Source organism: Streptomyces sp. NPDC037401 (assembly GCF_055602345.1).
In genome coordinates this window covers 87,365-107,398 of sequence record NZ_JBVJWO010000023.1, presented here as the reverse complement: position 1 = coordinate 107,398, position 20,034 = coordinate 87,365, and the positions used below count along the sequence as shown (strand labels likewise).

General features: G+C 71.2%; 21 protein-coding genes. 8 read left to right on the top strand and 13 right to left on the bottom strand.

The genetic code is table 11. From position 1 onward, the window contains the following. Positions 1 to 54: 54 nt before the first annotated feature. The 4 genes from ACZ7H1_RS24255 to ACZ7H1_RS24240 all read right to left on the bottom strand — a co-directional run bounded on the left by ACZ7H1_RS24255 (position 55) and on the right by ACZ7H1_RS24240 (position 4,232). A complete protein-coding gene (locus tag ACZ7H1_RS24255) occupies positions 55 to 1,317 on the bottom strand; it encodes a hypothetical protein (protein WP_470789532.1) in 1,263 nt (420 codons plus the stop codon). Continuing rightward, the gene (locus ACZ7H1_RS24250) at positions 1,307 to 1,900 is read right to left on the bottom strand and encodes a DUF6114 domain-containing protein (protein WP_470789530.1); all 594 of its coding nucleotides are present in this window, start codon (positions 1,898 to 1,900) and stop codon (positions 1,307 to 1,309) included. The genes ACZ7H1_RS24255 and ACZ7H1_RS24250 overlap by 11 nt, the downstream gene beginning before the upstream one ends. Before the next feature lie 141 nt (positions 1,901 to 2,041). Next, positions 2,042 to 2,674, bottom strand: a complete 633-nt coding sequence (locus tag ACZ7H1_RS24245) for a DUF6230 family protein (RefSeq protein WP_470789528.1) — start codon at positions 2,672 to 2,674, stop codon at positions 2,042 to 2,044. A gap of 586 nt (positions 2,675 to 3,260) precedes the next feature. Beyond that, on the bottom strand, positions 3,261 to 4,232 hold the full coding sequence (locus ACZ7H1_RS24240) for a tetratricopeptide repeat protein (RefSeq protein WP_470789526.1): 972 nt from the start codon (positions 4,230 to 4,232) through the stop codon (positions 3,261 to 3,263). Between the two features lie 233 nt (positions 4,233 to 4,465). On the opposite strand from ACZ7H1_RS24240, the gene ACZ7H1_RS24235 reads away from it, so the two are divergent. Then, a complete protein-coding gene (locus ACZ7H1_RS24235; RefSeq protein WP_470789524.1) occupies positions 4,466 to 5,086 on the top strand; it encodes a TetR/AcrR family transcriptional regulator in 621 nt (206 codons plus the stop codon). 133 nt (positions 5,087 to 5,219) lie between these two features. Here the strand turns inward: ACZ7H1_RS24235 and ACZ7H1_RS24230 are convergent, their stop codons facing one another. From ACZ7H1_RS24230 to ACZ7H1_RS24215, 4 genes are all read right to left on the bottom strand, one after another. Continuing rightward, complete coding sequence (locus tag ACZ7H1_RS24230; RefSeq protein ID WP_470789522.1) at positions 5,220 to 6,920, bottom strand: acyl-CoA mutase large subunit family protein; 1,701 nt, start codon at positions 6,918 to 6,920, stop codon at positions 5,220 to 5,222. 91 nt (positions 6,921 to 7,011) lie between these two features. Next, positions 7,012 to 7,344 carry a DUF3817 domain-containing protein gene (locus ACZ7H1_RS24225; protein WP_470789520.1) on the bottom strand — a complete coding sequence of 111 codons (333 nt, stop codon included), beginning with the start codon at positions 7,342 to 7,344 and terminating at the stop codon, positions 7,012 to 7,014. Positions 7,345 to 7,386: 42 nt separating this feature from the next. After that, positions 7,387 to 7,896, bottom strand: coding sequence for a MarR family winged helix-turn-helix transcriptional regulator (locus ACZ7H1_RS24220; RefSeq protein ID WP_470789518.1), 510 nt, complete (start codon positions 7,894 to 7,896; stop codon positions 7,387 to 7,389). Positions 7,897 to 7,928: 32 nt separating this feature from the next. Next, positions 7,929 to 9,182: an MFS transporter gene (locus ACZ7H1_RS24215; RefSeq protein ID WP_470789516.1), complete on the bottom strand. Its 1,254-nt coding sequence runs from the start codon at positions 9,180 to 9,182 to the stop codon at positions 7,929 to 7,931. 102 nt (positions 9,183 to 9,284) lie between these two features. Between ACZ7H1_RS24215 and ACZ7H1_RS24210 the strand changes: the two genes are divergently transcribed. Together ACZ7H1_RS24210 and ACZ7H1_RS24205 are read left to right on the top strand one after the other, a co-directional pair. Beyond that, positions 9,285 to 10,307, top strand: coding sequence for a DUF5937 family protein (locus ACZ7H1_RS24210; protein ID WP_470789514.1), 1,023 nt, complete (start codon positions 9,285 to 9,287; stop codon positions 10,305 to 10,307). A 73-nt stretch (positions 10,308 to 10,380) separates the two neighbouring features. Continuing rightward, positions 10,381 to 11,439 carry a glycoside hydrolase family 6 protein gene (locus ACZ7H1_RS24205; protein ID WP_470789512.1) on the top strand — a complete coding sequence of 353 codons (1,059 nt, stop codon included), beginning with the start codon at positions 10,381 to 10,383 and terminating at the stop codon, positions 11,437 to 11,439. Positions 11,440 to 11,479: 40 nt separating this feature from the next. On the opposite strand, the gene glxA is transcribed toward ACZ7H1_RS24205, so the two are convergent. The 4 genes from glxA to ACZ7H1_RS24185 form a co-directional block, all read right to left on the bottom strand. Next, positions 11,480 to 13,495 (bottom strand): radical copper oxidase GlxA, encoded by a 2,016-nt coding sequence (glxA, locus tag ACZ7H1_RS24200; protein WP_470789510.1) that lies wholly within the window; start codon positions 13,493 to 13,495, stop codon positions 11,480 to 11,482. A 3-nt stretch (positions 13,496 to 13,498) separates the two neighbouring features. Beyond that, on the bottom strand, positions 13,499 to 15,268 hold the full coding sequence (locus ACZ7H1_RS24195) for a glycosyltransferase family 2 protein (protein WP_470789508.1): 1,770 nt from the start codon (positions 15,266 to 15,268) through the stop codon (positions 13,499 to 13,501). Between the two features lie 346 nt (positions 15,269 to 15,614). Further along, positions 15,615 to 15,911 carry an MTH1187 family thiamine-binding protein gene (locus tag ACZ7H1_RS24190; protein WP_470789507.1) on the bottom strand — a complete coding sequence of 99 codons (297 nt, stop codon included), beginning with the start codon at positions 15,909 to 15,911 and terminating at the stop codon, positions 15,615 to 15,617. Beyond that, the gene (locus ACZ7H1_RS24185) at positions 15,908 to 16,258 is read right to left on the bottom strand and encodes a DUF3817 domain-containing protein (RefSeq protein WP_470789506.1); all 351 of its coding nucleotides are present in this window, start codon (positions 16,256 to 16,258) and stop codon (positions 15,908 to 15,910) included. The genes ACZ7H1_RS24190 and ACZ7H1_RS24185 overlap by 4 nt, the downstream gene beginning before the upstream one ends. Before the next feature lie 130 nt (positions 16,259 to 16,388). Between ACZ7H1_RS24185 and ACZ7H1_RS24180 the strand changes: the two genes are divergently transcribed. From ACZ7H1_RS24180 to ACZ7H1_RS24165, 4 genes are all read left to right on the top strand, one after another. Further along, entirely contained in the window at positions 16,389 to 17,072 is a 684-nt protein-coding gene (locus tag ACZ7H1_RS24180) for an AIM24 family protein (RefSeq protein ID WP_470789505.1), read from the top strand. Continuing rightward, entirely contained in the window at positions 17,072 to 17,722 is a 651-nt protein-coding gene (locus ACZ7H1_RS24175) for an AIM24 family protein (RefSeq protein WP_470789504.1), read from the top strand. Before ACZ7H1_RS24180 ends, ACZ7H1_RS24175 begins: the two co-directional genes overlap by 1 nt. Then, positions 17,719 to 18,537 (top strand): AIM24 family protein, encoded by an 819-nt coding sequence (locus ACZ7H1_RS24170; protein WP_470789502.1) that lies wholly within the window; start codon positions 17,719 to 17,721, stop codon positions 18,535 to 18,537. Before ACZ7H1_RS24175 ends, ACZ7H1_RS24170 begins: the two co-directional genes overlap by 4 nt. Before the next feature lie 85 nt (positions 18,538 to 18,622). Next, on the top strand, positions 18,623 to 19,099 hold the full coding sequence (locus tag ACZ7H1_RS24165; protein ID WP_470789500.1) for a MarR family winged helix-turn-helix transcriptional regulator: 477 nt from the start codon (positions 18,623 to 18,625) through the stop codon (positions 19,097 to 19,099). Positions 19,100 to 19,151: 52 nt separating this feature from the next. On the opposite strand, the gene ACZ7H1_RS24160 is transcribed toward ACZ7H1_RS24165, so the two are convergent. Then, a complete protein-coding gene (locus ACZ7H1_RS24160; protein ID WP_470789499.1) occupies positions 19,152 to 19,604 on the bottom strand; it encodes an SSI family serine proteinase inhibitor in 453 nt (150 codons plus the stop codon). Between the two features lie 209 nt (positions 19,605 to 19,813). Here ACZ7H1_RS24160 and ACZ7H1_RS24155 point away from each other — a divergent pair, with 209 nt between their 5' ends. After that, entirely contained in the window at positions 19,814 to 19,888 is a 75-nt protein-coding gene (locus ACZ7H1_RS24155) for a 50S ribosomal protein bL37 (RefSeq protein WP_372460710.1), read from the top strand. Positions 19,889 to 20,034 lie beyond the last annotated feature (146 nt).

The following is a 20,034-nucleotide window of genomic DNA, read 5'->3' as shown; positions in this document are numbered from 1 at the left end:
CGCCTCCCGGGATCCCCGGGGGCGCCGCCCTCGGCGTTGGCGTCGCCGTCGTTGCTATTCGACCCAGTTCTGCAGGCCGGGAACGGTCAGCGTGCCGCCGAACTGACCCGCCTGGATCAGCTTCACGTTGGTGAAGAAGGCGAACGGCACGTTCAGCGGGGGCGGGCTCTCCGGACCGAAGGTGATCGGGATGATGCCGAAGAGGTTGCCCTTGAGCTCCTCCGTGTACATCGTCACCGTGCCGCCGCGGAACGTCGACGTGGAGCCGGAGCGGGCCTTGACGTGCGTGACGTCCTTGCCCTTGCCGATCGTCTGGTGCAGGTCCTTGATGTCGATCGAGGACGCGGTGAACTTGAGCACCTTCTTGATCTTGCCGCCGGCCGTCTTCACCTCGACGATGCCGTGGTAGTCCAGCCCGTACAGGGTGAGCAGTGAGCTGTCCAGGTACCAGGGCTCGTCCGGCAGCAGCGGGACTCCGGCCTCCAGCTCCGCGTCGGCCAGGGCCTTCGCGTCGTAGGTCGGGCAGGGGAACGGCTTCTTGCCGTTCTCGTCCAGCTCGTCCTCGGCGGCCTTCTCGCCCGTCTCGTTCTTCGGCTTCTTCTCGGTCTTCTTGACCTCGTCGGAGAGGTCCTTGACCTCGACACCCACCCGCTCGGCCGCCTTGCGGATCGCGTCGGCGGCGGGGTCCGGCTCGGGCTCCGGGGTGCGCTTCGCGGGCTTCGCGGCGGTCTCGGGCCCGGTCGGCTCGGGGGACGGGGTGGCCGTCTTCTCCGGCAGCGGCCGGCCCATGTCGTCGAAGAAGTCCTCGATCCTGTCGCCCAGCCCCAGCGGGTCGAGCGGGTCGATCGTGCTCTTGGGCTGCTCCGCCGGCTTGGTCTCCGGCTTCTTCTCCGGCTCCGGCGCTTCGGCCGAAGGGGAGTGCGTGGGCCCGGTCGCCGAGGGCGAGGCCGTGGGGACGGGCTCGGTGGTCTCGCCCGGGCTCGCGGTCGCGCTCGGCGACACGTCGGGCGAGGGCTTCTCGTCGGGGCTCTTCGAGGCGGACGGGGACGGGGACTCCGGCTCCGGGGGCTCGTCGGACCGCGTCACGCACGGACCGGGAGCGAAGGGTATGTCCTTGTCGTCGGCCAGGGCGAGCTTGGGCGCCATGCCCATCCCGACGAACACCGCGGTGGGCATCGCCGCGAGGGCCATCGCCTTGCCCGCGGGTATCCGGACCTTGTTCAGCAGCGACTTCCTGGGCGCCGCGTGGCGCGGGCCCTTCCTCTCACGGGACTCTGCGCCTGGGTCCACGGCCCGTTGCGTCTCGTCACCCCGCACTGTTCCTCCCGCCATTGGCGTGGGCAGTCGTCTCGGTCGCACCGGGCTTCTCGAACGAGACGCCCTGAGCGGGCTCGTACGAGATCCCCTGCGGATCCGTTTCCGGGCGAGGGCCGGGGAAGTCTCCCTGCGCGAACTCCACGGCCCCGGCGCCCTGCGGGGCGTCCTCCTCGGCCGGCGGCTTGCCCGGGGCCCACGACAGCGCGAGCGCGCCGCCGAACAGGGCACACAGGAAGCCCATGAAGAATCCGCCGACGTTCGAGACGGGCAGCGAGACCAGGGCCAGGAGGATCGCGGCGACACCCGCGAAGACGCGGATGCTCTGCTGGAACCAGAGAGCCAGGCCGAGCGTCACGAGAAGTACACCGATGATGAGCGATCCGGCACCGGCGGTGGTGGCCATGGCGATGGTGACGTTGCCCAGCCGGACGTCCGCGTACGGGAAGTAGGCGATCGGAACACCGCCGAGCAGCGTGAACAACCCGGCCCAGAAAGGCCGCTGACCGCGCCAGTCGCGGAACTTCATCTTCCCGAAGGCGAGCCAGTGCATGTCTTCGTGGGAACCCGGGGTCTCGGCGTTCATGGACTACAGCTCCCTGGAAACGGTGGTACGGAGAACTCTGAAGATCACATGTGCCGGGACGGACGGGAGATCGGCGAACGACAGCCCGCCCGTCCGGCTCACTTGTTCAGCTCACTTGTTCAGCTCACAGACCGCGAGGGCCTAGTAGCACGGGTCGTTGCCCGCGATGAGCTTCAGGCTGAGGTTGCTCAGCTTGAACGTGCCGGCCGTGGTGGCCCACGCACGCTGCTTGACGCCCTCGAGGACCGCGACCTCGGCACGCTGCGAGAAGGCGTACGGGTTCTTGACCGTGCCCGCCTGCGGCTTGGTGGTGTGGCTGCCGTCGCCGACGGCCACGCCGATGTCGAGGTTCTTGAACGTGGACACCTCGGTGTCCAGGTCGGCGACGTCCAGGTAGATGTTGTCGGCGACCGCCGGCGAGCCCTTGTGGCCCGCGCGCAGCTTCATGGTGATGTTGCCGAGACCGGGCACCGGGGTGACCAGCGACTGGCACATGTTGGTGATGTTGGCCTTCTTGAACCCGGAGATGGTGACCGGGTGGGCGGCCTTGTTGCCCGCCATGTCGTGACCCTCGGCGATGCCGCCGTACTGGATCAGGTCGAAGCCCTCGAGCTTGTCGGCCGTGACCTTGAAGTCCTGGCCGGACACGCTGAACGAGGCCGCGAGCGCGCCCTGCGCCAGACCCACGCCGACCGCAGCCGTCGCCGCGATGCTCGGCACCATGACGAGAGCGAAGCGCTTCCATCTGGTCCCGCCACGAACCTGGGAACTCATGTGTTTCCTCCTTCTCGGACGTACATCTCCGGTCCGGGTCGAGCCCGTCCTGGGATGGGAGAAGTGCTACGTCCTCGGAGGAGCGCAAGCTGCCGAGGCGGCGCGAACCGCGTCAGGATCACCGGCGACCACCCCCGAGCGACAACCACTGGGCCGCGCTCGCGCGCGGCCGGAGGACAGGCCCCGCCGACGGCAGAGACCCCCCTGTCCAGAGCCGGCGCCACTGCCACCGGCCCGCTCGGTGGGGACCCATCTGAGCGACGGACCGAGCGTGGCCGATCGTGGTGCATTCACGGCAGGGACACAAGGGGGTTCGTTACCGGCTAGTAACGGCCTGATAACCGCAGTGCGTCCGGGAGGCTTCAGGCGACCGCGGAGGGTGGCAGCAAAGGCCACGACATAAAGGGTGATCGAAGAACAAGCCGGGCAGATCCCGGAGTTCGATTTACTGCGAGTAACAGCAGCCGCGATTCCCAAGTTTTGGCAAAGCGCGGCCGCTGTTTATCTCGGCGTCAATAGAGCGGACGCTCGGCAGGCGACCCGGAAGGAGACCCGGGCGAAGGGCGGGCAAGGCCCCGGCGACGGCTCAGAAGAGCACGCGCGCGAGTGCCGTACGGGCCGCCGAAACCCGCGGGTCGTCGGCGCCGATGACCTCGAACAGCTCCAGCAGCCGCAGGCGTACGGCGTCGCGCTGCTCACCCGCGGTCACGCGCACGGTGTCGATCAGGCGCCCGAACGCGTCCTCGACGTGGCCGCCGACCAGGTCCAGGTCGGCCGCGGCGATCTGGGCCGACGGATCGGCGGGGTTCGCCGCAGCGCCGGCGCGGACCGCCTGCGGGTCCATGTCCTGGACGCGCGCGAGGAGTTCGGCCTGCGCGAGGCCGAGCTTGGCCTCGCTGTTGGCGGGATCGTCGGCGAGTACGTTCTTGTAGGCCTGGATCGCGCCACCGAGGTCGCCCGCGTCCAGTGCGACGACGGCCGCCTCCAGCAGGGCGTCGTACGGGCCCGCCGGTGCGGCCGGAGCGGCAGCGGGCGCGTCGTCGGCCGCGGCGTCCACCGCGATCCCGGTCAGCCCGAACCGCTCCTCGGCGACCTGCACCAGCTGGGCGAGGGTCTCGCGGACCTGTGCCTCGGGGGCCGCGCCCTGGAACAGCGGCAGGGCCTGGCCGGCCACCACGGCGAAGACCGCGGGGATGCCCTGGATGCCGAACTGCTGCATGAGCATCTGGTTGGCGTCGACGTCGACCTTGGCGAGCACGAAGCGGCCGTTGGCCTCGACGGCCAGGCGCTCCAGCAGGGGGCCGAGCTGCTTGCAGGGCTGGCACCACTCGGCCCAGAAGTCGATGACGACCGGGACCTCGGCCGAACGCTGGAGGACGTCCCGTTCAAAACCGGCTTCGTCGACGTCGATGACCAGCGCGGAGGGAGGTACGGCAGCGCTGCCGCCCTGGCGCGCGGCCTCGGCCCGCGCCTGCTCGGCCTTCGCCTTGGCCTCACCGGCCGCCTTCACAGCGGCGAGGTCGACAACGCCGCTCATGGACATGTTTCTGGGCTGCATGCGTACATCCTCCCCCCTGCGCGCGCGACCGCGAAAAGACCGGCCGAAAACATTCGGTCCGAAGGCCGGTTGTAAAGAAGCGTGTGTGCGGAAGTCGAACGGCACCGGGTCCCCACCTGGTGCCTGTGGTTGTCGCTCTTACGCTACGAGCCGTAGCGTAACTGCATCGGCAGCCCGGCGCCCCGTGATCTGAACCACAGGCCGTGTTCATACCGGCGGGTATGGTCACCGCCATGCCCAACAGACCGGCCACGCGCACGGGCCGCCCCCGCAGCGCCGCCGCGGACGCCGCGATCCTCTCGGCCACCCGCGACGCGCTGGTCGAGCTGGGCTGGTCGAAGCTGACGATGGGCGACGTCTCGGCCCGCGCCGGGGTCGCCAAGACCACCCTCTACCGCCGCTGGGCCGGCAAGAACGAACTGGTCGTGGACGCGGTGGCGGAGCTCTTCGACGCGCTGGAGCTGCCCGACCGCGGCTCGCTCGAGGCCGACATCGAGTACGTCGTCCTCCAGTTCGCCGCGCTGCTGCACCGCCCCGAGACGCGTACCGCACTGATGGCGGTGGTCGCCGAGTCCACCCGCGACGAGGCCCTGCGCGACCGCATCCGGTCGGCCATCGTCGACCGGCAGAAGCACCTGGTGGTGCTGGGGCGCGAGCGCGCGCAGGCACGCGGGGAGCTGCCGCGGGACGAGGACGAGGCCTTCGCCGTGCACACCACGGACCTGATCTTCGACGTGATCGCGGGCACGGTCGTCCACCGCGCACTGGTCAGCGCCGAGCCGGTGGACGAGCTGTGGGTGGCCACCTTCACGGCCCTGCTGATGCACGGCCTGAAGGGCGCCGCGCAGCTCTGACACGGGAGCGGCGGGCGGCGGGCGGCGGGCGCAAGCGCGGAAACCACCAGGGCCGGGCCCTGGTGGTTTCCTGCCCCGCCGACCCGGGGCCACCTCCCAGCGGTAGCCGGGGGACGGACTTCTACGACACGACCTAGAAGCCCGGGGGCTCGGTGTACGTGCCCCACTCGTCCCGCAGGGTGTTGCAGATCTCGCCGAGCGTGGCCTCGGCCCGGACGGCGTCCAGCATCGCCGGGATCATGTTGGAGCCGTCGCGCGCGGCGGCCAGCATGGCGTCCAGGGCGGTCTTGACCCTGGCGTCGTCCCTCCGCTCCTTGCGCTCGCCGAGCACGCGGACCTGCTCCCACTCCACCTCGTGGCTGACCCGCAGGATCTCCAGGTCGCCGGTGACGGAGCCGTGGTGGACGTTGACGCCGACGACGCGCTTGTCGCCCTTCTCCACGGAGCGCTGGTACTGGAAGGCCGACTCGGCGATCTCGCCGGTGAACCAGCCGTCCTCGATGCCGCGCAGGATGCCCGAGGTGATCGGGCCGATCGGGTGCCGGCCGTCCGGGTGGGCGCGCAGGCCGCGCTCCTTGATCTGCTCGAAGATCTTCTCGGCGTCGGCCTCGATCCGGTCCGTGAGCTGCTCGACGTACCAGGAGCCGCCCAGCGGGTCGGCGACGTTGGCGACGCCGGTCTCCTCCATCAGCACCTGCTGCGTGCGCAGGGCGATCTCGGCGGCCTGCTCGCTGGGCAGGGCGAGGGTCTCGTCGAGGGCGTTGGTGTGCAGGGAGTTGGTGCCGCCGAGCACCGCGGCGAGCGCCTCCACGGCGGTCCTGACGACGTTGTTGTACGGCTGCTGGGCGGTCAGCGAGACGCCGGCGGTCTGGGTGTGGAAGCGCAGCCACATGGCCTTGTCGCTCTTGGCGCCGTAGACCTCCTTCATCCAGCGGGCCCAGATGCGGCGGGCGGCGCGGAACTTCGCGATCTCCTCGAAGAAGTCCAGGTGCGCGTCGAAGAAGAAGGACAGGCCGGGTGCGAAGACGTCGACGTCCATGCCGCGCGAGAGCCCGAGCTCGACGTACCCGAAGCCGTCGGCGAGGGTGTAGGCCAGCTCCTGGGCGGCCGTGGCCCCGGCCTCGCGGATGTGGTAGCCGGAAACGGAGAGGGGCTTGTAGGCGGGGATGCCCGTCGCGCAGTACTCCATCAGGTCGCCGATGAGGCGCAGGTGCGGCTCGGGCTCGAAGAGCCATTCCTTCTGGGCGATGTACTCCTTGAAGATGTCGGTCTGCAGCGTGCCGTTGAGCACGCCGGGGTCGACACCCTGCCGCTCGGCGGCGACGAGGTACATGCAGAACGCCGGGACGGCCGGTCCGCTGATGGTCATGGACGTGGTGACGTCCCCGAGCGGGATGTCCTTGAACAGCACTTCCATGTCGGCGGCGGAGTCGATGGCCACGCCGCAGTGGCCGACCTCGCCGAGGGAGCGCGGGTCGTCGGAGTCGCGGCCCATCAGGGTGGGCATGTCGAACGCGACGCTGAGCCCGCCGCCGCCGGCGGCCAGGATCATCTTGTAGCGCTCGTTCGTCTGCTCGGCGTTCCCGAAGCCGGCGAACTGCCGGATCGTCCAGGTCCGCCCGCGGTACCCGGTGGGGTGCAGGCCCCGGGTGTAGGGGTACTCCCCCGGCCAGCCGATGCGCTCGAAGCCCTCGTACCGGTCGCCGGGACGCGGACCGTAGACGGGTTCGACCTCGTCGCCGGAGAGCGTCGTGAAGTCGGCCTCGCGCTTGCGGGCCTTGTCGTACCGGGCCTGCCAGCGGAGGCGGCCTTGCTCGATGGCGTCAGAGTCCATGCCTTCGAATTTACTAGGACGTCCTACTAAATGTCGATGGCAAACCCCCGTGGAGTCCGGAGTGCCGGTCTCCACGGGGGTGGGGAGGCCCTCAGGCCTCGGCGGTGGCGGGGCGGGGGTCGGCGACGAGCGGCTCGACCTCCTCGCGGACCTTCTTCTCGACGAAGAACGCGGCCAGCGGGATGGTGCCCGAGACCAGGACCCACAGCAGCTTGCCGAAGGACCACTTGGCCTTGGAGCCCAGGTCGAAGGCGAAGACCAGGTAGATCATGAAGAGCACGCCGTGCGCCTGCGAGACCGCGAAGGTCAGGTCGGCGCCGGTGTCGAAGCCGTACTTGGCCACCATGCAGGCGCAGAGGATCAGGAGCATGACCGCGGTCACGTAGGCCATGACGCGGTAGCGGGTCAGCACGCTTCGTTTCATGCGTACGAGACTAACCGCCCGTTTTGCCGATCTTGACGGGGGCTACGTGTCCTCGAAGTCCGCCGACGCCACCCGCAGCGGGCGGAGCATCGCGAAGATCTCCGCGCACTCCTCGGCGTCGTACACCCCGAGGCCGAAGTCCATCGCCATCAGGTCCTTCGTGGCCGCCTCGACCACCTCGCGGCCCTTCTCGGTGATCGACGCGAGCGTGCCCCGCCCGTCGTTGGGGTTGGGGCGCTTGGCGACGAGACCCGATTTCACCAGCCGGTCCACGGTGTTCGTCACCGAGGTGGGGTGGACCATCAACCGCTCGCCGATCTTCGACATCGGCAGCTCCCCGGCCTTGGAGAACGTCAGCAGCACCAGGGCCTCGTAGCGCGCGAAGGTCAGGCCGTACGGCTTGACGACGGCGTCGACCTCGCCGAGCAGGATCTGATGGGCCCTCATGATCGAGGTGATCGCGGCCATCGAGGGCACCGGCCCCCAGCGGCGCTGCCACAACTCGTCGGCGCGGGCGATGGGATCGAAGGGGAGGCTGAGCGGCTTGGACACCCTGGAGACCCTACCGGCCGGTCATTTCCGGGTCAGCTCCGTCTCGCCTTTCGGTCCCCATCGGCCTGCCTCGGCAGCTCTCGGCGGCTCTCGGTCGCGCGCACCTCGCCGAGCAGGACGAGGACGCAGCCGGTGCCGAGCACGGCCGCACCGGTCACCACCCAGTGGACGGGGACCAGTTCGGCCGCCAGGCCGGCCAGGGCCATCCCCACCCCCTGGAGCGCCATCAGGCCGGTGCTCAGCAGCGTCATGGCCCGCCCCCGGAGCTCCTCCGGCACGGCGTCGACGTACCACTGGTCGAGGCCGAGGGTGTAGGCGTGGGCGAGCCCCGCGAGGACGAGCACCAGGGCCAGCGGCGCGGCGCCGGGGCGGGCAGCGTACGCCAGCAGCGGCAGCAGGCTCACCGCCGCGAGCGGTGCGACGATCCGCGCGCGGGCCTCCGGGCCGAGCGCGGAACCGGCCCAGAGCTCGCCCGCGATCGTCCCGGCCGGCAGGGCGCACATCAGCAGCCCGAGCGCGGCCGTGCCGGCGCCGATGCCGTCGGCGTACGGGGCCATGAGCGCCTCGGGGGCGACCACGAACACCGGGGGCAGCCAGCACATCAGGGTCAGCGCCCGCAGCCGGCGGTTGCCGAGCACGGCCCGGATCCCGGCGAGCGGGGAGGTCCGGGCGGCGTCGGCCGCTCGGGCGGGCCGGGCCGCGGTGCCGAAGCGCAGCAGCAGGGCCGAGCCGAGGAAGGCGGCGGCCGTGAGGGCGAGCGCGCCGCGGGCCGGGACGACGGTCAGCAGCAGGCCGCCCAGTCCGAAGCCGATGAGCTGGGCGCTCTGCGCGACCATGCGCAGCAGGGAGCGGCCCAGGACGAAGGCGTCGCCCTCGCCGAGGATGTCGGCGAGCGAGGCGTTGCGGGTGCCCTGGAAGAGGGGGGCGACGAAGGCCATCGCGCAGCGCAGCACGAGGAGGGCGGCGACCGGGGTGGCCGGCAGCACCATGAGCGCGGCGCAGGCGGCGCACACGAGGTCGCAGACGACGAGGACGCGGCGGGCGGGGTGGCGGTCGGCGAGCGGGGCGAGGAGCGTGCCGCCGACGAGGTAGGGGAGGAAGCCGAGCGCGAAGGTGAGCGCGCTCATCAGCGGGGAGCCGGTGAGGCGGTAGACGAGGACGGTCAGGGAGATCTCGGCGACGACCACGCCGAGGACGGAGGCGAGGTGGGCGGCGAACACGGGGCGGAACTCCCGCACCCGGAGGGCGGAGAGGTAGCCGTGGCGGGCGGGGGCGGGAGCGGGCATGCGCCGAGCGTCGCCGGGCCCGGCCCGCGGGGGCGATAGATTCGCCCCCGCCCGAATCTTCTGCGCCGCCGTCCGGCGGCCGTGCCGTGTACGGGGGTGCCCATGCCGTTCCACCTGCGCTTCGGCGAGGCGGACCTGTTGCGCTGCCGGTTCGCCGTGTCCCCGCGCTGGGAGACGCAGGAGGCGGTCCGCACGCTGCAGCGGCCCGAGCGGCTCGGGTACCACCTGCCGTGGCTGAGGAGCATCCGTGCGGCCGCGGCCGGCCTCGACCTGGAGCCGCTGTGGCTGCTGATGCCGCTGCGCGGGCACACCCCGGACTTCCTGGGGCCGCCGCCGCTGGGGCCGGCCGCGTCGTTCGCGCAGGAGATGGCCGGCATCCGGGCGGCGGCCGCGGACCCGGAGGCGGTGCGCGCCGATCTCGCGCGGTCGCTGGTCTGCACCCCGGGGGCGCTGGAGAGCGAGCGGGGGCGGGCCCTGCTCGCGGACCCGGTACGGGCGGTGCAGGAGCTGGCGGACCTCACCGAGCGGGCGTGGCGCGTCCTGGTCGAGCCGCACTGGCCTCGGCTGCGCGCCCTGCTGGAGGCGGATGTCGTCTTCCATGCGCGGCGGCTGGCGGCCGAGGGTCTGGCGGGGCTGTTCGCCGGGCTGCATCCCGACCTGGCGTGGGACGAGGACACTGCCACGCTCACCCTCGACCGGGTCACCCACCACGACCGCGAGCTGGGCGGGCAGGGCCTGGTGCTGATGCCGTCGGCGTTCGTCTGGCCCGAGGTGGCGGGCGGTTTCGACCCGCCGTGGCAGCCGACGGTGGTGTACCCGGCCCGCGGGGTGGGGGCGCTGTGGAGCAGCGCGCGGGAGCAGACTCCGCGGGCGCTGGCCCGGCTGTTCGGCCGGGCGCGGGCGGACGTGCTGTGCGCGCTGGGCGAGCCCGCGTCCACGACGGCGCTGGCGCTGCGGCTGGGGCTGGCGCCCTCGACCGTGTCGGCGCACCTGAAGGCGCTGCTGGGGGCGGGTCTGCTGCTGGCGCACCGGCACGGCCACCAGGTGCTGTACGAGCGGACGCCGCTCGGGATCGCCCTTGCGGCGGGGTCCGACCCGGCAACAGGAGTACCGCCGGTGTCGTGACCGGCGACGTTCTGTCCGTTATGCCACGATGGCCCGGTCCGCCGCCCGCCCAGTCGTCCCGAGGGGCCCCGGTATGCCCGGCCAACGCCACCGCAGCCCACGACACCTCACCCGCAGCACCGCGGGCGGCCTCGGCCTTGCCGCGCTGCTGTCGCTGTCCGCCGCGTGTTCCGGCGGTTCCGGGCCGGACCCGTCCGCGCAGCCCGCCGGTTCCCGCAGCGCGCCGGCCGCGGCCTCCTCCCAGCCGCCGCCCGAGTCGCCGTTCTGGGTGGACCCGCACAGCGACGCGGCCCGGCAGGTGGCCCAGTGGGAGGCGCAGGGCCGCAACAGCGACGCCCAGGTGCTGCGCCGGATCTCCGAGCGGCCCATGGCCCTGTGGGGTCCCGGGGGCGACCCGGGCCCGGAGATCCGGCGGGCGGCGCAGAGCGCCAAGGCGGCGGGCCGGACGCTGGTGCTGACGGCGTACAACATCCCGTACCGCGACTGCGGCCAGCACTCCGCGGGCGGCGCCCCCGGCGCGGGGGCCTACCGGCGCTGGATCGGCGCCTTCGCGGACAACATCGGGGACGCCCGGGCGATCGTGATCCTCGAACCCGACGCGATCCCGCACATCATCGACGGCTGCACCCGGGCCGACCACCACGGCGAGCGCCTGCAGCTGCTCTCGGAGGCCGTCGACCGCCTGAAGGCCCAGAAGAACACCAAGGTGTACCTGGACGCGGGCAACCCGGCCTGGATCCCGGACCCCGCCAAACTCGTCGAGCCGCTCCAGCGCGCCGGGGTCGGGCGCGCCGACGGCTTCTCGCTCAACGTGTCCAATTTCCAGCCGGACGCGGCCGGGCGGGCGTACGGCGCACGGATCTCGAAGGCGCTCGGCGGCAAGCACTTCGTGATCGACACCAGCCGCAACGGCGACGGCCCGCTGCCCGGCGACCGGCAGCAGGCCTGGTGCAATCCGCCGGGGCGGGCGCTGGGCGCGCCGCCCACCGACCGGACGGGCGACGCGCTCGTCGACGCGTACCTGTGGATCAAGCGGCCCGGGGAGTCGGACGGCCCGTGCCGGGGCGGCCCGTCCGCCGGGACCTGGTGGCCGGACTACGCGCTGGGGCTGGCCCGCCGGGCCAGGGAGTAGGGGGTGCGGGGGGCCGGGCGGGTGTCCGGTCGCCCGCCGGTCACAGCCCCGGCCGGAGCCGGGCGTTCTTGCGGTTGCGGTCGTCGTCGGCCTTCTGGGCGGCCTTGACCTGGATCCACTTCGCCACGGAGGGCGTGCCGTCGGCGTCGGTCACGAAGAGCATGTACCAGCCGGGCGGCACGAGCGTCGGGTCGGCCGGCACGTCGACGGTCACGGAGTCGGCGGTCCGGGTCAGGCCCAGTTCGATGGAGCGCTGTTCGACGTCGGTGGTGTGGGTGACGGCGCTGGGGCGCATCAGCCGGGCCCGCTCGATCCGCTCGGGGTCGGGCGCCTTGAAGGTGGCGCGGCCGTTCTGGTCGACCTCCTGCGGACCCTCGCCGAGCACGGGCCGCCGCTCCGGGCCCCGGTGCAGGTAGGGCGGGGTGTAGACCTCCAGCCGGGTGTCGAACTTCCCGAGCTTGGTGTTGTCCTTGTCCGCGAAGAGCGGGTCGGAGCCGAAGGTCGCCACCCGGCCGTCGGGCAGCAGCAGCGCCTCGGAGTGGTAGTTGCGCCCGACGGAGGGGGCCGCCGCGGACACGAAGGTGTTGGAGCGCGGCCAGTAGAACTGCGCCTTGTGGATGTCGCTGGCGCCGCGCCCGCGGTAGTCGGCGGCGCCGCCGGTGGTGAACACCGAGTCGTCCGGCAGGATCACGGAGCTCAGGTAGCGGGTGCCCTGCGGGAGGCTGGGCCCGTCCTTGAAGACCGGGTTGTCGGCCTTGAGGTCGATCAGCGACGTGCGGCCGGTCGACTTGCGGGACTCCCCGACCCCGCCGCCGCCGAGCACCATCAGGCGCTGGTCCTGCGCGGGCGGCAGCAGCAGCGAGGAGGAGGTCTCCAGCTGGTCCGGGTCGGTGAGGCCGGTCAGCTTCGTGAACTTGTTCGTCTTCACGTCCCACAGGCCGGGTTCGCGGCCCTTCCCGGCGGGCCCGTAACCGGCGTTGGACCCGGTGTAGAGGAGCTTGCCGCCCTTGGTGAGGAAGAGCGCGGGGTAGGTCGGGAAGTAGCGGAAGGGGCCCTTGGTCCACTTCTTGGTCTGCGGGTCGTAGATCTCGTTGTCGCCGGGGACCACGTCGCCGACGTCGTTCAGGCCCGAGACGGCGAGCACCCGCCCGTCCTGGAGGGTGACCAGCGTCGGGTACCAGCGGGCGTCCTTCATCGGGTCGACCGGGATGTACCTCTCGGCCTTCGGGTCGAACTCGTAGGCGGCCTTGATCCCCTGGAAGTCCTGCTTGTCGACGCTGAGGCGCTCGGCGAGCCCGTAGACGTTGTCGGCGTCCTTGCCCGTGAGGCCGACGACCTCGTACTGCGCGGCCTGGGTGGTCAGGCCCTGCGGGCCCTCCTCCGCCGCCTCGACGAAGACCCGCGACTCGGCGGCCACGATCTTGGTCTTCCAGGGCATCATGCGGCCGCCGGGGGCGTACGTGATCTCGAACTCGCGCTTCGCCCTGGGGACGGTGACGTCGAACCGGGACACGTACGACACCCCCGAGGGCGAGCGGAACACCGTGCCCTTCTTGAGGGTGACCTCCTTGTCCGGGCTCTCGTTCTTGACCCGCATGCCGCCGCCGGCGCGGGTGACCTCGCCGTCGAGGACCTCGTAGCGGGCGGTGCCGCCGGCCACCAGGAGGCGGCCGTCGGGCAGCTGGCTGTGGCCCGCGCAGAAGAAGTCCTCGGGCGTCGGGATCTTCTTGAAGGTGTCGTTCGACGGGTCCCACAGGATGGTGTCGAAGGTGCCCTTGTCGAAGTTCCGCTGACTGTTCCCGGACCCCGCGATCAGGAGCACCTTGCCGGTGTGCAGGAGCGCCGCGTGCATCGCGTTCACCCGGTACTGCGAGGGCATGGACACCATGGACCACGAGCCGTACTGGATCTTGTAGCTGGTTTGGCCGATCTTGTACGAGTGGTACCTGTCCTCGGCGAAGGAGAGGGCCGCCGGGGCGTTGAGCGCGGCGAGGACGACCACCGCGCCCGCCCCGAGGGCGGTCTTCCTGAACCTCTTCGAAGGCCGGTAGGCCATGGCTCAGTTCCCTCCTGTCGTCGCGGCGAGCGCCGGCTCCGCCTCGTCGCCCGGCTCGGTGCCCGTACGGCCCCCCTCGGCGCGCGCCCGCGGCCGGGTCCTGCGGTCCCGGACGAGGGTCGCGCTCCACACGGCGACCGGCGCGAGCGCGATCAGCAGGGCGAGGACCGCCCAGACGCGCATGGCCGCGTGGGTGTGGTCGTAGCGGACCGAAGCGGCCAGGGAGACCACCAGCAGCGCGGCCCAGAAGAGGTGGGTGCGGAAGGTCGCCGGCCGGTCGGGGCTGGCGCCGCCGCCCTTGGGTGTGACGACGAACCGGCCGCGGGTGCGGAGCACGGCGGAGCCCAGCGAGCGCAGGTAGACGGGCGCGCAGATCGCGGACATCCCCATGCCGGCCAGTCCGCCGGAGCCCTCGGGCTCGTGGGGCGAGACGTTGTGCCGCCGGTTCCACAGGTACAGGCCGACCTGGAGGGCGGCCGCGTCGCTGTAGAGCATCAGCCACACCGAGGGGGAGACCTGGGTGCCGGAGGCGCCGAACCACAGGAACAGGACGCAGCTGAGGATGCCGAGCAGCCAGTTCACGGCTGTCATCGGGTAGTAGACGAGCATCAGCGTGTAGTTGAGCCAGCGCCCGGGAGGCATCCGGAAGAAACTCTTCCAGTACTGCCGGATCAGCGTCTCGTAGGTGCCGCGGGACCAGCGCAGCTGCTGGGTGAAGAAGTCGGTCCAGGAGGCCGGCCCCTCGCCGACGGCGAGGACGTCCGGGGTGTAGACGGAACGCCAGAAGCGGCCGGTGGCCTCGTTCCTGCGGCGGTGCAGCTCGAAGCCGGTGGCCATGTCCTCGGTGATGGAGTCGTACAGGCCGCCGACCGACAGGAGGGCGCTGATCCGGACGACGTTGTTGGTGCCGACGAACATGGGGGCGCCGTAGCGGTTGCCCGCCCGCTGGATCAGGGCGTGGAAGAGGTACTGCTGCGATTCGGCGGCCTTGGTGACGGACTCGGTGTAGTTGCCGTAGACCTGCGGGCCGACGACGAAGGCGACGTCGGGGTCGCGGAAGAACCCCGTCATGCGCTCCAGGAAGTTGGGCAGCGGCACGTGGTCGGTGTCGACCGAGGCGAAGAACTCGTACGCCGAGCCGTGCATGGCGAGCCAGGCGTTGTAGTTGCCGTGCTTGGTCTTCGCGCGGTGCGGCCCCTTGGCGCGGTTCCACTCCGGGACGCCCTTGCGGGTGAAGTGGCGCACGCCGAGCCCGGTGCACAGGTCCCGGGCCCCGGGGTCGTCGCCCTCGTCCAGCAGCCATACGTCCAGCAGCCCGTCGTGCCGCATCCGCAGGGCGGCCTCCAGGGTGGCCCGCACCATGGCGAGCGGCTCCTTGCCGGGGACGTACGTGGTGAGGAAGGCGATCCGGGTACCCGGTTCGGGGGTCACGGGTACCGGGTCGCGCGCGACCATCGTGGCGTGGGCGATCGAGACCACGTTGACCAGCATGAAGAGCATGATCAGCGCGATGGAGCCCAGCATGACCGCGTCCAGCCGGACCAGCCAGGCCTCGCCGCCGTCGCGGCGGGTCCAGTGCGAGGGCCAGACCAGGTAGAGCAGCAGGCCGCCGGCGGCGAGCGGGGCCAGCGTCATGAGGAGGACGGCGCGTATTCGGTGCGGTTCCTTGGACAGCAGGGACTTGTACTGCACGCGGTATCCGGCGGGACCCGGCTCCGTGAGCGGGCCTGCGAGGCGGCTGTGGGTCTCGTAGTCAAAGCCTTCCGGCCGCACGGTCCCTCCCGAGCTCGATCCCGAAGCTGATATCCCCACAGAAGTGGACGATCTCGGGTGTGTCGACCGGAATCGGCCGAGCGGGGGAGTCCGGAGAGGTGCGCGAGCACACCGCCGTACGGGTGGACGCGGCGCCGGTGCCGGTGCACCCGGCGGGGGCGGTGCGGATGCCGGGGCCGGCGGGTCAGGCGCGGGCGGTGCGGATGCCGGGCCCGGTCAGGACGCCCGGACGGCGGGGCACGCCGCCGGGCAGCCCGCAACCGGGGTGCCGCGCGGCCCGGATCCGCACTCCCGCGGCACCTCGCGCGCCGGAAGCGGGGGTCCGCCGCGGCGGACCTCCGGCGGATCAGCCTTCGGCGAGGTGCCGTTCGACCGTGGCGACCTTGGAGTCCAGGCCGTCGGTGACGCCCGGGCGGATGTCCGCCTTCATGACCACCGAGACCCGCGGAGCACGCGCCTCCACGGCCTCGACCGCCCGCTTGACGACGTCCATGACCTCGTCCCACTCGCCCTCGACGGAGGTGAACATCGCGTCCGTGCGGTGGGGCAGCCCGGATTCGCGCACCACGCGCACCGCGTCGGCCACGTACGCGCCGACCTCCTCGCCGACCCCCAGCGGGGTGACGGAGAACGCGACGATCACGCCGTCGCGCCTTCCCGGCGGGCGGCCGCCGCGGCGAGCACGCTGGCCTCCTCGTCGCGCTTGAGGAGCTTGTCGCCGTAGAGCCCGCCGAAGGGGACCACCGCGAGCACGAAGAACAGGGCGACCTTCTTGAAGGGCCACTTGGCCTTGTTCCACACGTCCAGCAGGAAGATCGCGTAGATCACGAACAGCACGCCGTGCAGCGCGCCCAGCGGCATCATCAGGTAGTCGATGTCCGAGATCCGGCTGAGCAGCGAGCCGAAGATCAGCAGCGCCGGGAAGGACAGCGCCTCCGGGATCGAGATCAGGCGAAGTCGGTGCAGGGCGGAGGCGGTCTTGATGTCCACGGGGAACCTTCGGGCCGGGGGCTGTGACGTCCGCCCATTGTCCCAGCCGGTTTGCCTGATCTTGACCCAGGGGTCCCCTCCCGCCCCGCCCCGGCGGCCCGCGCGGACCCGCCCCGGAGTGCAATCGGCCATGGGGCCCTGTTCGCCCGCGGCGGGGACCACTAACGTCTCCCCCGTGGCTCAGTTCCGACTCCAAGGCAGCAAGGTGCTCGCCGTCGACCTGACCGGCGATGCCGTGAAAGCGAAAAACGGCTCGATGGTCGCGTACGACGGTCAGATGGCCTTCAAGAAGATGTCCGGCGGCGGTGAGGGCATCCGTGGCATGGTGACCCGGCGCCTGACCGGCGAACAGATGACGGTCATGGAGGTGCAGGGGCACGGCACCTGCTACTTCGCCGACCGCGCGAGCGAGATCAACCTGGTCAATCTGCACGGGGAGAAGCTGTACGTCGAGTCCAGCAACCTCCTGTGCACCGACGGCGGCCTGCGCACGGGCACGACCTTCACCGGACTGCGGGGCGGTGCGACGGGCAACGGCCTGTTCACCACCACCGTGGAGGGCACCGGCCAGGCAGCGATCATGTCCGACGGGCCGGCGGTGGTGCTGCGCGTGAGCGCCCAGTACCCGCTGTCGGTCGACCCGGGCGCGTACATCGCGCACACGGGCAACCTCCAGCAGCACTTCCAGTCCGGTGTGACGTTCCGCACGCTCATCGGCGAGGGCTCCGGCGAGGCCTTCCAGATCCGCTTCGAGGGCGAGGGGCTCGTCTACGTGCAGCCGAGCGAGCGCAACACGGTCGGGGGTGACGTCTGATGCCGTTCCGCGAAGTCAACTCCAAGATGATCGAGGCGCAGGTCATTCCCGGCCAGCGCATCTTCAGCCAGCGCGGTGCGATGCTCGCGTATCGCGGCGACGTCTCCTTCACCCCGAACATCACCGGGGGCCAGGGCGGCGTCATGGGCATGATCGGCCGGCGGGTGGCCAACGAGCAGACCCCGCTGATGACCGTCGAGGGCCAGGGCACCGTCATGTTCGGGCACGGCGGCCACCACATCCAGGTGATCAACCTGCAGGGCGACACCCTGTACGTGGAGGCCGACCGGCTGCTCGCCTTCGACGGGACCCTCCAGCAGGGCACGATGTTCATGGGCTCGCAGGGCGGCGTCATGGGCATGGTCCGCGGCCAGGTCTCCGGCCAGGGCCTGTTCACCACCACCCTCAAGGGCCACGGCGCCGTCGCCGTGATGGCCCACGGCGGGGTCATCGAACTCCCCATCACCCCCCAGCGGCCGGTCCACGTGGACCCGCAGGCGTACGTCGCCCACCACGGCGACGTACGGAACAAGCTCTCCACCGCGCTCGGCTGGCGCGACATGGTGGGGCGCGGCTCGGGCGAGGCGTTCCAGCTGGAGCTGTCCGGGCAGGGCGCCGTGTACGTACAGGCCTCGGAGGAGAAGCTGTGACCTACGGACCCGCACCCACCTTCGGTCCCGGTCCGGGCGGGCCGGCGGTCCAGGACCCGTACTCGCTGCCGTCCGACGACAACGTCAACCCGTACACCTTCTGCGTCGAGCTCAAGGGGAGCCAGTGGTTCCTGCAGAAGGGCAAGATGATCGCCTACTACGGGCAGATCGAGTTCAACGGCATCGGGCACGGCCGCTTCGACCGGCTGCTGCGCACCAGCTTCCACTCGCCGCTGCACGCCGCGGACTGGGTGGTCGCCGAGGGCTCCGGGAAGATGCTGCTCGCCGACCGGGCCTTCGACGTCAACTCGTACGACCTGGAGAACGGCAACCTGACCATCCGGTCCGGCAATCTGCTGGCCTACCAGCCGAGTCTGGCGCTGAAGCAGTCGATCGTGCCGGGATTCCTGACGCTGATCGGAACCGGGAAGTTCGTGGCGGCGTCCAATGGACCGGTGGTGTTCATGGAGCCGCCGCTGCGGGTGGACCCGCAGGCGCTGGTGGGCTGGGCGGACTGCCCGTCCCCGTGCCACCACTACGACCACGGCTACATGCAGGGGGTCATGGGTGGCCTGCGCCAGCTGACGGGCATCGGGGGCACCTCGGGCGAGGAGCACCAGTTCGAGTTCGTCGGCGCCGGCACGGTGCTGCTGCAGTCGACGGAGCTGCTGATGGCGGAGCAGGCGGTCGGAGCGGTCCACGCGGAGCCGGGGGTTCCGGGCGGCGGTCACGGGGCGGGTCCGCAGGGGCCGCTCGCGGGCGCACCCCGGCTGCCGGGGCAGCTGGGCGACCTGCAGCGCCGCTTCGGGCTGTGACCGCTAACCTGCGGATGGTTACGGCGCGTGTCCGGGCACCGTTAACTTTTGTACGACATTCAACATCTTAGGGTAGAGTCCTCATATGGAGACTGAGACGGCCACCCGTTGGCTCAACGACGCCGAGCAGTGCGCCTGGCGCACGTACCTGGACGTCAACAGACTGCTGACGTACCAGATGGAGAAAGATCTCCAGCCGTTCGGACTGACCAACAACGACTACGAGATCCTGGTCAACCTCTCGGAGTCCGAGGACCACCGGATGCGGATGAGCGACCTCGCGACGGCGACCCTGCAGTCGAAGAGCCGCCTGTCCCACCAGATCACCCGCATGGAGACGGCCGGACTCGTGGTTCGCGTGAACTGCGAGTCCGACCGTCGCGGGCTGTTCGCCGTGCTGACCGACCAGGGCATGGAGACCATGCGCAAGGTCGCCCCGCACCACGTCGCCTCGGTGCGCAAGCACTTCATCGACCTGCTCAGCCCCGAGGCGCTGGCGGAGCTGCGCGCCTCGCTGAAGCCGGTCGCGGAGCACCTGCGCGACCACCGCGGCAAGGTGTAGCGGGGGCGCGTACCGCAGGAGCGGCCGTAACGGGAACGGGGGCGGGCGGGCGTTAAGAGCCCGTCGTCCCGTTCGACGCGGTGCCGTTCGACGGGGCGCCGTTCGACGGGATCACCGGGGAGGCCACGGCCTCCAGGCATGCGGGGTTGGGGTACTTCTCCTTGAAGTGCTTGGGCTCGCCGAGCCAGTGGCCGTGGATCTCCACCAGCACCGGATCGAAGCCCGGCGCACACTCGGTCGGGCGGAACTTGAGCTTCTCGAGCTTCCCGTGGATGGCGCGCAGCTTGTTGCACGCCGCCTCCGGGTCCGGATGGGTGCCACCGTCCGGGTCGCAGGAGAGGTAGTAGTGGGTGGAGGCGCCGGTGAAGTACCCGGTGACCGTGATGGAGAACTGCCCCATCGGATCGTCTGCCTGGGCCGGGGCCGTGGCGCCGAACGCGGACGCGGCCAGGAGCGTGGCGGCGACGGTGGTCATGCGACGGGCGAACACGCGGGACGTGGGCATGGATGACTCCTCGGGTTGTGGTCCGTGAAGCTGACGTCACGGAACGTATCGCCAACCCGCCCCCAGCTACGTTGTGTGACATGCCGATGAGCTGACGATTCGCTCGTCCGGATCAGCGCCGGCCACCCCGATGCGGGATCCGGGGGTGCTCCGTAGACTGACGAACGCCCGATATTTCCCATATGTCACGGACAAGGGAGACAGACGTCATGTCGAAGCGCGGCAACAAGCGGCGAGCCCGCAAGAAGAAGGGCGCGAACCACGGCAAGCGCCCCAACACCTGACGGACCCCCTGCGCACACCGCCGTGGGGGGGGGTCGGGTGGGGGGGGGGGGGGGGGGGGGGGGGGGGGGGGGGGGGGGGGGGGGGGGGATGGCGGGGGGGGGGGGGTTTTTTGGGTTTTTTTCATAGTAAAACCCGCGACGGGTGT

Coding starts and splice junctions, on each gene's coding strand:
- ACZ7H1_RS24205 (WP_470789512.1), top strand. CDS start 10,381: ATGCCCGGCCAACGCCACCGCAGCCCACGACACCTCACCCGCAGCACC.
- ACZ7H1_RS24230 (WP_470789522.1), bottom strand. CDS start 6,920: ATGGACTCTGACGCCATCGAGCAAGGCCGCCTCCGCTGGCAGGCCCGG.
- ACZ7H1_RS24165 (WP_470789500.1), top strand. CDS start 18,623: ATGGAGACTGAGACGGCCACCCGTTGGCTCAACGACGCCGAGCAGTGC.
- ACZ7H1_RS24215 (WP_470789516.1), bottom strand. CDS start 9,182: ATGCCCGCTCCCGCCCCCGCCCGCCACGGCTACCTCTCCGCCCTCCGG.
- ACZ7H1_RS24250 (WP_470789530.1), bottom strand. CDS start 1,900: ATGAACGCCGAGACCCCGGGTTCCCACGAAGACATGCACTGGCTCGCC.
- ACZ7H1_RS24240 (WP_470789526.1), bottom strand. CDS start 4,232: ATGCAGCCCAGAAACATGTCCATGAGCGGCGTTGTCGACCTCGCCGCT.
- ACZ7H1_RS24160 (WP_470789499.1), bottom strand. CDS start 19,604: ATGCCCACGTCCCGCGTGTTCGCCCGTCGCATGACCACCGTCGCCGCC.
- ACZ7H1_RS24210 (WP_470789514.1), top strand. CDS start 9,285: ATGCCGTTCCACCTGCGCTTCGGCGAGGCGGACCTGTTGCGCTGCCGG.
- ACZ7H1_RS24180 (WP_470789505.1), top strand. CDS start 16,389: ATGGGGCCCTGTTCGCCCGCGGCGGGGACCACTAACGTCTCCCCCGTG.
- glxA (WP_470789510.1), bottom strand. CDS start 13,495: ATGGCCTACCGGCCTTCGAAGAGGTTCAGGAAGACCGCCCTCGGGGCG.
- ACZ7H1_RS24235 (WP_470789524.1), top strand. CDS start 4,466: ATGCCCAACAGACCGGCCACGCGCACGGGCCGCCCCCGCAGCGCCGCC.
- ACZ7H1_RS24245 (WP_470789528.1), bottom strand. CDS start 2,674: ATGAGTTCCCAGGTTCGTGGCGGGACCAGATGGAAGCGCTTCGCTCTC.
- ACZ7H1_RS24225 (WP_470789520.1), bottom strand. CDS start 7,344: ATGAAACGAAGCGTGCTGACCCGCTACCGCGTCATGGCCTACGTGACC.
- ACZ7H1_RS24175 (WP_470789504.1), top strand. CDS start 17,072: ATGCCGTTCCGCGAAGTCAACTCCAAGATGATCGAGGCGCAGGTCATT.